This window comes from Allomuricauda sp. M10, from assembly GCF_020782875.1.
In the GTDB taxonomy this organism is placed as follows: Bacteria; Bacteroidota; Bacteroidia; order Flavobacteriales; family Flavobacteriaceae; genus Flagellimonas.
The window spans coordinates 160,354-172,690 of sequence record NZ_JAJGBN010000004.1; the positions used below are offsets into that span (position 1 = coordinate 160,354).

13 protein-coding genes are annotated in these 12,337 nt (G+C 41.7%); 9 read left to right on the forward strand and 4 right to left on the reverse strand.

All coding sequences use genetic code 11. The annotated features are described in order from the left end of the window. Positions 1-17: 17 nt before the first annotated feature. The 8 genes from LKX84_RS11940 to LKX84_RS11975 all read left to right on the forward strand — a co-directional run bounded on the left by LKX84_RS11940 (position 18) and on the right by LKX84_RS11975 (position 5,856). Positions 18-1,136, forward strand: coding sequence for a GTP cyclohydrolase (locus LKX84_RS11940; protein ID WP_228237393.1), 1,119 nt, complete (start codon positions 18-20; stop codon positions 1,134-1,136). Positions 1,137-1,188: 52 nt separating this feature from the next. Further along, a complete protein-coding gene (locus LKX84_RS11945) occupies positions 1,189-2,001 on the forward strand; it encodes a DUF2490 domain-containing protein (RefSeq protein ID WP_228237394.1) in 813 nt (270 codons plus the stop codon). Between the two features lie 24 nt (positions 2,002-2,025). Further along, the gene (locus LKX84_RS11950) at positions 2,026-2,460 is read left to right on the forward strand and encodes a DoxX family protein (RefSeq protein WP_228237395.1); all 435 of its coding nucleotides are present in this window, start codon (positions 2,026-2,028) and stop codon (positions 2,458-2,460) included. Between the two features lie 12 nt (positions 2,461-2,472). Further along, positions 2,473-3,999 carry a carbon-nitrogen hydrolase family protein gene (locus tag LKX84_RS11955; protein ID WP_228237396.1) on the forward strand — a complete coding sequence of 509 codons (1,527 nt, stop codon included), beginning with the start codon at positions 2,473-2,475 and terminating at the stop codon, positions 3,997-3,999. Positions 4,000-4,128: 129 nt separating this feature from the next. Then, positions 4,129-4,521 carry a VOC family protein gene (locus LKX84_RS11960; RefSeq protein WP_228237397.1) on the forward strand — a complete coding sequence of 131 codons (393 nt, stop codon included), beginning with the start codon at positions 4,129-4,131 and terminating at the stop codon, positions 4,519-4,521. Positions 4,522-4,585: 64 nt separating this feature from the next. After that, on the forward strand, positions 4,586-4,786 hold the full coding sequence (locus LKX84_RS11965; RefSeq protein WP_228237398.1) for a hypothetical protein: 201 nt from the start codon (positions 4,586-4,588) through the stop codon (positions 4,784-4,786). 4 nt (positions 4,787-4,790) lie between these two features. Next, the gene (locus LKX84_RS11970) at positions 4,791-5,411 is read left to right on the forward strand and encodes a DUF2306 domain-containing protein (protein WP_228237399.1); all 621 of its coding nucleotides are present in this window, start codon (positions 4,791-4,793) and stop codon (positions 5,409-5,411) included. A 55-nt stretch (positions 5,412-5,466) separates the two neighbouring features. Next, positions 5,467-5,856: a DUF1801 domain-containing protein gene (locus tag LKX84_RS11975; protein ID WP_228237400.1), complete on the forward strand. Its 390-nt coding sequence runs from the start codon at positions 5,467-5,469 to the stop codon at positions 5,854-5,856. Positions 5,857-6,017: 161 nt separating this feature from the next. Here LKX84_RS11975 and LKX84_RS11980 read toward each other — a convergent pair whose 3' ends face one another. From LKX84_RS11980 to LKX84_RS11990, 3 genes are all read right to left on the reverse strand, one after another. Further along, positions 6,018-7,277 carry an aminotransferase class I/II-fold pyridoxal phosphate-dependent enzyme gene (locus LKX84_RS11980; RefSeq protein WP_228237401.1) on the reverse strand — a complete coding sequence of 420 codons (1,260 nt, stop codon included), beginning with the start codon at positions 7,275-7,277 and terminating at the stop codon, positions 6,018-6,020. A 124-nt stretch (positions 7,278-7,401) separates the two neighbouring features. After that, entirely contained in the window at positions 7,402-8,442 is a 1,041-nt protein-coding gene (locus tag LKX84_RS11985; protein ID WP_228237402.1) for a PLP-dependent cysteine synthase family protein, read from the reverse strand. A gap of 71 nt (positions 8,443-8,513) precedes the next feature. Next, positions 8,514-10,652, reverse strand: a complete 2,139-nt coding sequence (locus LKX84_RS11990) for a S9 family peptidase (protein ID WP_228237403.1) — start codon at positions 10,650-10,652, stop codon at positions 8,514-8,516. Between the two features lie 60 nt (positions 10,653-10,712). Between LKX84_RS11990 and LKX84_RS11995 the strand changes: the two genes are divergently transcribed. Beyond that, complete coding sequence (locus LKX84_RS11995) at positions 10,713-11,039, forward strand: YbaB/EbfC family nucleoid-associated protein (protein ID WP_228237404.1); 327 nt, start codon at positions 10,713-10,715, stop codon at positions 11,037-11,039. A 72-nt stretch (positions 11,040-11,111) separates the two neighbouring features. Here LKX84_RS11995 and LKX84_RS12000 read toward each other — a convergent pair whose 3' ends face one another. After that, entirely contained in the window at positions 11,112-12,137 is a 1,026-nt protein-coding gene (locus LKX84_RS12000; RefSeq protein WP_228237405.1) for a threonine aldolase family protein, read from the reverse strand. Between the last annotated feature and the right edge of the window lie 200 nt (positions 12,138-12,337).

Here is a 12,337-nt window from a genome sequence, read left to right on the forward strand (position 1 = left end):
AGATATAATTAGGATACATGGTTACCGTAAAGCAGGTTCAATCTAAATCAGATTTAAAAACTTTCGTAAAATTCCCCTTTTCCCTTTATAAAGGTTCACCATATTGGGTACCGCCCATCATCAATGATGAAATGGAATCCTTTGACCCGGAAAAGAATCCTGTTTTTCAAAATGCCGAAGCCACCTTTTTTCTCGCATATAAAGGTGATAAAGTGGTTGGACGGATAGCTGCCATCATCAATTGGTTGGAGGTGAATGACCAAGGCTTGAAGAAAATGCGGTTCGGTTGGTTCGATTTTGAGGACGACCTTGAAGTTTCCAAAGCCCTTTTGGAAAAAGTAAAAGAGATAGGATTCCAACATCAACTAGAGTACATGGAAGGTCCTGTCGGGTTTTCAAATTTGGATAAGGTTGGGGTACTTATTGAAGGGTTTGATCATATTGGAACCATGATCACATGGTACAATCATCCGTATTACCAATCGCATTACGAACATCATGGTTTTGTAAAGGAGAAGGAATATCTGGAAAACAAGTTTTTGGCGGCCAATGCCGACCCGAAGCTTTTTGAAAAAGCCAATATGCTGATCAAACAACGCTATGGCCTTAAAGAAATGAACTTTCAAAAAAGCTCCGAGATTATGCCGTGGGTCGACAAAATGTTCGACCTGTTCAATGATTCTTATGCCAAGCTTTCGTCTTTCGTTAGGATTACCGATGTGCAAAAGGAATATTTCAAGAAAAAATACATCAGTTTCATCAACCCGGAATACATCAAGTTTGTGGTGGATTCCGAGGATAATCTGGTGGCCTTCGCCATTGTGATGCCCTCTTTTTCAAGAGCCTTGCAGAAAGCAAATGGAAAATTGTTCCCGACCGGAATCTTCCATCTGTTAAGTGCGAAAAAGAACAGCAAGGATGTTATTTTTTATCTCATCGGCATCCATCCCTCCTATCAAAATAAAGGCGTCACCTCCATCATCTTCAACGAGTTTCATCATACCTTCAAGAAAAAAGGTGTGGTCAATTGTATTCGTACGCCTGAGTTGGAGGATAATGTGGCCATAAGACAAATGTGGAAGCATTTTGATCCCGTAACCCATAAAAGACGCCGTACCTATCGAAAAGATTTATAACCACAAATAACCAACCAAATGCCAGCCTCACAACCTCAAAAAACCAACTTTCATGAAAATTAAGTGGCCCTTTATGGGGCTGCTGTTGTTATTTACTTTGTGGCCCAACCAAGATAACGCCCAGGAAAAGGAAATCATTCACCGCGGGGAACAATGGATTCAATACAATCTGAATGTGATCACCAGTGAAAAATGGATGTTTTTTGGAAACACAGGAACCCGATGGAGGGACAGTTTTGAAAAATATACCCTCTTCTTTGGAAGGGTTGGAACCGGTTATAATTTGAACAGAACGGTTCGGTTGAGTACCGGTTTTACCTATGCAGAATTAAAACGGGAAGGAGCAACTTATTTGGCGGAATTCAGGCCGTATGAAGAACTGTTGGTCAGGGCCAATCCTGAGAAAAAGTTTGGACTGAGTCATCGTTTTCGATTTGAACAACGGTTTTATAACCCGGTTGTAGATGGTGACATTCAATCCGAGAATACTTTCGCGGTACGTTTTCGATATGCATTATCAACCCGAATCCCTATTGCCAACCTGTCCAAGGAAAACCCAGACTTTAAATTGAGTTTGGGGATAAGTGATGAAGTAATGGTGAATGCAGGAAAGGAGATTGTTTATAATGTTTTCGACAAGAACAGATTTGTTGTGACGAGCACGGTACAGTTCAATAAATGGGTGGCGGTAGCCTTGGCTTGGAACAATCAATTTTTCAATACATCAACAGCAGGACAATATATCCACACCAATGCTTTTTGGTTACAACTTAACCATACACTAAATTTAGCACATAAAAAGGAAGAAAATCTTCCTTTATACCAGAATCCTGTGATACCCAATTCAAAGGATGCAGCGGAATAATACGTTTTCACAAATTAAGCATACATGAACAACATCAAATATGTAAAGCTCTTTTTACGTTTTGCCTTGGCGGCCAGTTTTTTATCCGCCGTGGCCGATCGTTTGGGCATTTGGCCAGCAGAAATATCCGTTTGGGGCAATTGGGAAAATTTCTTGGCCTATACACAAATGATTAATCCTTGGATTCCGGAAACCTTAATTCCAACCCTTGGATTTTTGGCCACTGCAGCCGAAATTGTATTTGCCCTTTTCTTGCTCATCGGATTTAAAACGGAATTGTTTGCTAAATGGAGTGGTATTTTATTGCTTTTGTTTGCAATATCCATGACATTTTCAACAGGAATCAAAGGAGCTTTTGATTACTCTGTTTTCAGTGCTGCCGGGTGCGCCTTTGCCCTAAGCATGATAAAAGAAAAACATTGGGAATTGGACAGCCTTATCAAAACATCAAAAACTTAAATATAAAGACAAATGGAGCTTAGCGACATTGACAATATTGAACTACTGTATCTTCAGTTTGAGGATTATTTGGAAATCAAGGATGTTATGGTATCCGCCTACTCATCCATGCCCGGGGCATATTGGGGAGAGGAACATATCAGCGCGTTGCTTAAAAAGTTTCCCGAAGGACAGGTTGTAATCAAGGTAAATGGGCAAATTGCCGGTTGTGCCTTGTCCATTATTGTGGATTATGACAAGTTTGATGAAAATCATACCTATCGCGAAATCACTTCCAATTACACTTTTAATTCCCATACACCCGATGGGGATGTACTTTACGGAATCGATGTTTTCATCAAGCCAGAGTTCAGGGGGCTACGGTTGGGAAGAAGACTTTATGATTACAGAAAGGAACTTTGTGAAAAGAAAAATTTAAAAGGTATTGCCTTTGGAGGAAGAATACCCAACTACCACAAATATTCCCACGAAATAAGTCCTAAGGAGTATATTGAAAAAGTGCGAAGAAGGGAGATTCATGACCCAGTGCTGAACTTCCAGATTTCCAATGATTTTCACCCGACCAGAATCATGCAAGGATATTTGGAAGGTGACGCGGCCTCCAAGGAATTTGCAGTGCTGTTGGAATGGGACAACATTTATTACGAGAAGCCAGCAAAAAAGGCCGCTATTAAAAAGAAGGTGGTACGGCTGGGGCTCATACAATGGCAAATGAGGCCCTATAAAGATGTAGCTTCCTTAATGCAGCAAGCAGAATACTTTATTGATGCCGTATCAGGGTATCGCTCTGATTTTGCCTTGTTCCCCGAGTTTTTCAATGCTCCCTTAATGGCCCAAAATAACCATTTGAGTGAAGCAGAGGCCATCCGCGAATTGGCTAAACATACCAGTGACATTGTTCAGCAATTCTCGGCATTTTCCATATCGTACAATATCAATATAGTAGCAGGAAGTATGCCGGAGATTATAAATGGCAAACTGTATAATGTGGGCTATTTGTGCAAACGGAACGGAACGGTGGAACGGTACGAAAAATTACACGTGACACCTGATGAGGCCAAGGTCTGGGGAATGCAGGGTGGCAATGAACTAAAAGTTTTTGATACCGATTGTGGTAAGATCGGGATCTTGATATGTTATGATTCCGAATTTCCGGAACTAAGCAGGTTGCTGGCAGATGAAGGAATGGATATCCTATTTGTGCCTTTCTTGACAGATACTCAAAACGGCTACTCCAGGGTTAGGAATTGCGCACAGGCGAGGGCCATAGAAAACGAATGTTATGTGGCTATTGCAGGAAGTGTGGGCAACCTTCCCAATGTGCATAATATGGATATTCAATTTGCACAATCCATGGTATTCACTCCATGCGACTTTGCCTTTCCTACAAACGGAATAAAGGCGGAAGCCACGCCGAATACCGAAATGATCTTGATTGCGGATCTGGATATTGACCTACTCCGTGAACTACATCGATTTGGTAGTGTGCGCAATCTCAAGGACAGAAGAAAAGACCTTTTTGTCTTGAAGAAGAAATAGACTTGGGATATTGCTCTAATTTTTTAGATAGATGGGAATTATTCTTAAAATCACTTTATTACCTTAAATCCAATTCATAACCAGTAAAGTAACTACCTTTAGTAAACACTGGTTTAATTTGAATTAATTATGTCCCAAGAAGGATCCACTACCCATTTCGCCCCCGAACTGCATATCCCCAAAGGAACACTCGAAATCGGTTTTTATACCAAATGGGGAGCTGTGGAACATTTCTGTTTCCGAAATGATGACGGTAGCATCCATGTAGCCGAATTGAATTTTGACGGAGCTATTTTCCATGTTCATGAAACCATGCGGGGCAATTCCTTGGAACCCAAAAGTGCAAAAGGGGTTACCACTATCATTGGCCTATTTGTGCCGAATGTGCAAAAAGTGATGGATAAAGCCATAGCGGCAGGGGCCATATTGATCAATCCCACCACAGACCACGATTATGGATATCGCCAGGGAATGTTCCAAGACCCTTTTGGCCATTTTTGGCAAATCCAGAAGAAAATTTAAGCAAAGATATCTTGTACAGTCAAAGGTAAAAACTTGTAGATTAGGCACATAAATAACTAACCTAATGAAACAAGTACTACCCTTGATAGCCTTGTTGATCACATCCATTGGCTATGCCCAAAAACCTCGCGCGAAGGAATTGGGGATTCCCTTTGTAGTTGAAACTGACAAATTCAATGCTATCACTACTACAAGTACCTGGTTGGCCATTCCCCACGACAAATTGATTGAAATCCTGAAAAAATACAACCACATAAAGAAGTAGTAGCATGAATACTTGGAAAAAGGTCAGACCAAAGGTGTTTTGGACCGTAATTGTAATCTTCAGTGCTTATTATTTGTACCGTGCCATTCTTTTTCGGTTTTTTAATGAAGGTACAGGACCGACATTTTGGAATAAGCAGTTCTTGTTTGTATTCCATCTGTTCACCACTCTGGCACCATTGATTTTAGGACCGATACAATTCTGGAACAAATTTCGGATTCGGTATGTGGAATGGCATCGCCTCCTTGGGAAAATTTATATCGTAGGATCTTTACTGGGAGGATTGACTGCATTGATATTGGGCATAACGCAACCGTATGAAGGTTCCATTGTGCCCGTTGTCATTTTGGCCCTGCTTTGGTTGTTCATGACCACTTCCGCTTGGGTGACCATCAAAAGGAAGGACATTAAAAACCATCGGTTGTTCATGATTCGCAGTTATACTTTGGCCCTGACCTTTGTGGTACTAAGATTATTGGGAGACCTTGTGTATAAAGCGAACCTCTTGTTTTTTATTCATAGTGAAGAAGTCAAAGATGCAACCTATGAATGGATGAGTTGGGTTTTACCCCTTTTGATTGTTGAGTTTTGGATTTCTTGGGTGCCAGCTCTTAAAAAAAGATAAGTCAACAAGTTTATGAACGCCATTATAGTATTTCAAAATTTCAATAGCCAATAGAATGAATAAAAACCAAGATGTTACCACTTTTTTGGATCAACTCAACCATCCGTTACGGGCAGAAATAGAGCAGTTGCGGGAATTACTATTGAAGGCTGAACCAAAGCTCAGTGAAAATGTGAAGTGGAACGGCCCAAATTATTGCATTGGTGATGCCGATCGGATTACCATGAAAATCCAACCCCCAAAACAAATCCAATTGATTTTTCATCGAGGGGTGAAAAAACTGGAACAACCCAAGGAAAGATTGTTGTCCACCAACACAAAACTGCTTGCTTGGAAGGAAAATGATAGAGCAATTGCCTCCTTCAAAAACAAAACGGAAATTGAAAACAGCAAGTCCGAATTAAAGGATATTGTCAAAGATTGGATTAAGGCAACAATTGAATAATCCATAACAGCAGATAATTCATTTGAGTATCACATGACATTTGAAGAATTTAAATCAATTGCTGATTCCTTTCCTGAAGTTCTGGAATCACCACATTTGTTCCAATAATAAAGCCGCACAAGTTCATGAACTGTGCGGCTTTTATATGTTTTCGAGAATATTTATTCCCCCATAGCAGCGGAAACAGCAGCGGACAAACGCTTGTATGTTCCGTTTTGCAACCTTTCACGAATAGATGAAAAGGCATCCAGTGTTTCGGCGATATCTTCCATAGTGTGTGTAGCGGTCGGAATCAAACGCAATAGGATCAATCCTTTTGGAATTACCGGATACACTACTATTGAGCAGAAGATTCCGTGATTCTCACGAAGATCTTTTACCAAAGCCATTGCTTCGGGGATACTACCGTTCAAATATACAGGAGTTACACAACTGGTAGTGGTACCAATATCAAAACCACGCTCTTTCAATCCATTTTGAAGTGCGTTTACGTTCTCCCAAAGTTTTGCCTTCAATTCTGGCTTGCTACGGAGCATGTCCAAACGTTTTAAGGCTCCTTTCACAAAAATCATAGGAAGGGATTTTGCGAACATTTGAGATCGAAGATTGTATTTTAAATATTCTATGATCTCCTTATCGGCCGCTACAAAAGCACCGATACCGGCCATAGATTTGGCAAAGGTGGCCAAATATACATCGATTTCATCCTGTACACCTTGCTCCTCACCTGCTCCGGCACCGGTTTTACCTAAAGTTCCAAAACCGTGTGCATCATCGACCATAAACCTGAACTTGTATTTTTTCTTCAGGGCAACAATCTCCTTTAGTATTCCCTGCTCCCCACGCATTCCAAATACCCCTTCAGAGATTACAAGGATACCACCCCCGGTCTCGTTTGCCATTTTTGTGGCGCGTTCCAAGTTTTTCTCCAAGCTTTCAGGGTCGTTGTGCTTAAAAGTGAAACGCTTGCCCATGTGCAAACGTACCCCATCTATGATACAGGCGTGGCAATCCACGTCGTATACAATAATATCGTCCTTGGAAACCAAGGCGTCGATCACGGACATAAATCCTTGGTACCCGAAGTTTAAAAGATAGGCAGCTTGTTTGTGTACAAAAGCGGCCAATTCTTTTTCCAATTGTTCATGGTAATCGGTATGTCCACTCATCATACGGGCACCCATAGGGTATGCAGCCCCGTGTTCCATGGCTGCTTCACCATCCACTTTTTTAATCTCGGGCAGACTCGCCAGACCTAAATAGTCATTGATACTCCACGTTATAACATCCTTTCCTTGGAACTTCATGCGGTTGGAAATGGGTCCTTCCAATTTCGGGAATACAAAATATCCTTCGGCCTGTGATGCCCATTTTCCCAGTGGTCCCTTATTTTCAATGATTCTATCAAATAAATCTCTCATCTACCTAAAATTTTATTCAATTGCAAAAGTATATATTTTTACGTTGCTCGCACAACGAATTTTTAGCATAAAAAAACGGCAATGTTTTGCATTGCCGTTCCTTAATATTATAATGAAGTATTCATTATTTGATGTATTCAATTTTTTCTGGCACTTCCGCATTTTGGATGTCAAAAAATCCTTGATTGTCCATCCATTCGTTACTGTATACCTTGCTCATATAACGTGAGCCATGATCTGGGAATACCACTACCACATTGCTGTTGGCAGTAAATTCCCCTTCGGTATCCAATTGGAACAAAGCCTGCATAGCCGCTCCACTGGTGTACCCAGCAAAAATACCTTCGGTATGCGCCAATTTACGGGCCATGTGGGCACTCTCACCATCCGTTACTTTTACGTATCGGTCTATGCTATTAAAATCGGTAGCTGATGGAATCAGGTTCTTGCCCAAACCTTCAATACGGTATGGATACACCTCATTATGATCGAACTCACCGGTTTCATGGTATTTTTTCAATACGGAACCGTACGCATCAACACCCAAAACTTTCACTGCTGGATTCTGCTCCTTAAGATAACGGGCAATACCGGAAATGGTACCACCGGTTCCGCTGCACGCAACCAAATGCGTAATCTGACCATTGGTCTGTTCCCAAATTTCAGGACCGGTGGTCTTGTAGTGGGCATCAATGTTCAGTTCGTTAAAATATTGGTTGATATAGATGGAATCCTTGGTTTCGCTGTGCAAACGCTTGGCCACTTCATAGTACGACCTTGGGTCGTCCGCACTTACGTGTGCAGGGCAAACATACACTTTGGCTCCCATGGAACGAAGCATATCAATTTTGTCTGGTGAGGATTTGGAGCTAACGGCCAAAATGCATTTGTAACCTTTAACAATGCTCACCATCGCCAGACTGAATCCTGTGTTCCCAGAAGTTGTCTCAATAATGGTACTACCTGGATGCAGGAGCCCTTTTCTTTCGGCTTCCTCAATAATGTGAACAGCGATTCTGTCCTTCGAGGAATGCCCAGGGTTAAAGGCCTCCAGTTTGGCGTAGAAGTTTCCGGCAAGTGGGGCTGTAATCTTGTTAAGCTTGACTAAGGGGGTACTTCCAATTAGGTCTAGGATACTGCTGTAAGCATTTATCTGTTTCTTCATAACTGGTATTAGGTAGGGAACATTTTTCTAAAGATAAGAAAATTGTTCCCTGCAAAAGTAATATTTTATTTTTAATGGACTTTCCCTTCGAGGTCTAAAATGAAGGCATACTCCTTGGCGGTCTCCTTCAAGGCCTCAAAACGCCCCGATGCACCACCATGGCCGGCATCCATATTGGTATCCAAAAACAGTTGGTTATTGTCCGTTTTATACTCCCTCAACTTGGCCACCCACTTTGCTGGCTCCCAATATTGTACCTGGGAATCGTGCAAACCAGTGGACACATATAAGTTTGGATAGGCTTTGGCCTCAACATTGTCATATGGGGAATACGATTTGATATAGTCATAGTATTCCTTGTCATTTGGATTGCCCCATTCATCATATTCACCTGTGGTCAAAGGAATGGTATCATCCAACATGGTGGTGACCACATCCACAAAAGGTACAGCTGCAATGACACCATGGTACAATTCCGGAGCCATATTGATTACGGCGCCCATCAAAAGTCCACCAGCAGAACCGCCCATCGCATACAAATGTTCCGGACTGGTATATTTTTGCTCGATCAGGAATTTGGAAACATCAATGAAATCGGTGAACGTATTCTTTTTGGTCAACAATTTTCCATCTTCATACCAAGGTCTGCCCAAATACTCGCCACCACGAATGTGGGCGATGGCGTAAATAAAACCCCGATCCAACAAACTCAAACGTACCGAAGAAAAATAGGGATCAATGGTAGCTCCATATGACCCATATCCATATTGTAATAATGGACTGGTGCCATCCAGCGGAGTGTCTTTTCTATACACCAAAGAAATGGGTACTTTTTTACCATCCCTGGCTGTGGCCCAAAGGCGTTCGGTCTTGTAATTGTTCTTATCAAACTTGCCTCCCAACACTTCTTGCTCCTTCAAAACGGTTTTGGTCTTGGTCTCCATGTTGAAATCAATCATGGCATAAGGCGCACCCATTTCGTTGTAATAATAACGGAGTTCCTTGGTATCGAAATCCAAATTCGTGGAAGGTCCGGCCACATAGGTCTCACTTTCAAAAGGAAGGTAATAACTGTCGGAACCGTCCCATTTGGAGATTTTCATCTGGTTGAGACCGTTTTCCCTTTCGGACAGCACATAATAGTCCTTGAAGATTTCGATATCCTCCAACAAAACTTCTTCCCGATGGGGAATAAATTCCTTCCATTGATCGGAAGTGGTGTGCTCCTCATCGGTCTTCATCAACTTAAAGTTGGTGGCCCCATCCTTATTGGTCAACACATAAAAATTGCCATCATAATGGGAGATGGAATATTCCACACCCTTTTCGCGTGGAGAAAATATCTTGAATTCCCCATTCGGGTCATCGGCATTCAAAATTTGGTATTCGGTGGTCAGGGTACTGCCAGAACCGATGACAATATATTTTCGGGATTTGGTCTTGTAGACAAATGTGTTGTAGGTATCGTCCTTTTCCTCAAAAACCAGTACATCCTCTTCCGAAGGGGTACCCAAAACATGCTTAAAAATACGGTCGGAACGAAGGGTTACAGGGTCTTTTTTGGTATAGAACAAAGTTTTGCCGTCACTGGCCCAAACGGAACTTCCTGTGGTGTTATTAATGATATCAGGGTAAATTTCACCAGTAATCAGATTCTTGAACTGGATGTTATACTGACGCCTGGAAATGGTATCCGTAGCGAAAGCAGCCAAAGTATTGTCGGGAGTCACTGAAATTCCCCTTAGGTTGAAAAACTCATGCCCTTCGGCCATTTGGTTGCAATCGAACATCAACTCCTCATCGGCATCCAGACTTTCCTTTTTACGGGAGTGGATAGGATACTCCTTTCCTTCCTCATAACGGGTGATGTACCAATAGCCATCCAGTTTGTATGGCACGGAGGAATCATCTTCCTTGATCCTTCCCTTCATTTCCTTATAAAGTTCTTCCTGGAAAGCAACGGTATGCGCCGTCATTTTTTGGTAGTACTCGTTCTCGGCGTTCAAATAGTCCAGAACCTGCTGGTCCTCCCTATTGTTCATCCAATAATAATCATCTATTCGCACATCGCCGTGCTTTTCCAACTTGGTTGGATGCTTAGGGGCCACAGGTGGGGCTATGTTCATTGATTCTTCTTTACTGTTCTTGCAAGAACTTGCAAAAATAAGGCATAAAACCAGAATATGAATTCTAGAAATAGTCTGTTTCATCAGTTTTAGGTTTTAGCCAATTTACTACTTTTGACCTTACTCACCTTTAAAATTGAAATTATGTTTGGAGATATCATGGGAATGATGGGCAAATTGAAGGAAACCCAGAAAAAAGTAGAGGAAACCAAAGCACGCATGAACACCGTTCTGGTTGATGAGCAGTCTGCCGATGGATTGTTGAAAGTGACCTTGACTGCAAACCGCGAAATAAAATCCATATCCATAGACGATTCTCTTTTGGCCGATAAAGAGCAATTGGAAGATTATCTTATCCTTACACTGAACAAAGCCATCGCAAAAGCTACCAATATTAATGAAGCTGAACTTGCAGCTGTTGCCAAGGAAGGAATGCCGAACATTCCTGGGTTGGATTCCTTTATGAAATAGCAAAAGTCAGTATTCAGATTGCTAGATTTTTGGATGTTTTGAACTTGGGCTTGATACTTGAACTTGACAAGTTTACCCTATAGTTTTCAGGATTTTCAAGAAACGTTGGTGCATCTCGTCCGTATAATCAAGATGGGTGACAATTCGTAATTTCCCCTGCCCCATACCAATAATGGATACCTGGTTTTGACTTAATTGTTCCAGAAAAACTGCGGAGGACATTTTAGTTTCATCAATCTCAAAAATGATGATATTCGTTTCAATAGGCTCCACTTTTTTGATGAAATCCAAGGTAATGAGCACCTCACCTATTTCTTCCGCTTTTTTATGGTCTTCGGCCAGTCGGTCAATATGATGGTCCATAGCGTAGATACCCGCTGCGGCCAAAAATCCTGATTGTCGCATACCACCACCAAATACCTTTCGAATACGAAGGGCTTTATGAATATGTTCCTTACTGCCCACCAATACCGAACCTACCGGGCAGCCCATTCCCTTGCTCAAACATACACTGATGGTATCGAACAACTTGCCATAGGTTTTTGGGTCCTCGCCCTTCTTTACCAAAGCGTTCCACAGTCGGGCACCATCCAAATGGTATTTCAGATTATGCTCTTCGCAGACTTTGCCAATTTTTTGCAGTTCTGCAAAATCCCAGCAGGCCCCACCACCTTTGTTCGTGGTGTTTTCAATGCAGACCAGTGTAGTTAAAGGGCTATGGTAAAAATCTGGCGGATTTATGGAAACTTCCACCTGCTCAGCGGTCATCATGCCCCGATTTCCATCTACCAGTTTACAGGAAACACCACTATTGAAACTCACGCCTCCACCTTCATAATTATAGATGTGGGCATATTTATCACAGATCAATTGATCCCCAGGTTGTGTATGGATTTTAATCGCTGTTTGATTGGTCATTGTCCCACTCGGGAAAAACAAAGCGGTTTCCATGCCAAAATAATCGGCAACTTTGGCTTCCAGTTCGTTTACGGTGGGGTCGTTCTTGAAAACATCATCGCCCACTTTGGCGGTCATCATAGCCTCCAGCATGCCCGGTGTGGGCTTGGTGACCGTATCACTGATTAAATTGATTGTCATATAAGTTCAAATTCAAAATAAAGCTCAAAAGTGCCCTATTCATTACTTAAATTTCTGTTACCGGTTATTTCTAAAAAATGGTTTTGACTGACATTGGACACCCATGTTTTATAAAAAAACTTCAGTTTCCTGCTATTGCATGTTATTCACAGTTGTCGTTTCAATGAATTGCAATTGATTCTTGAACTTGAATTTCGCTT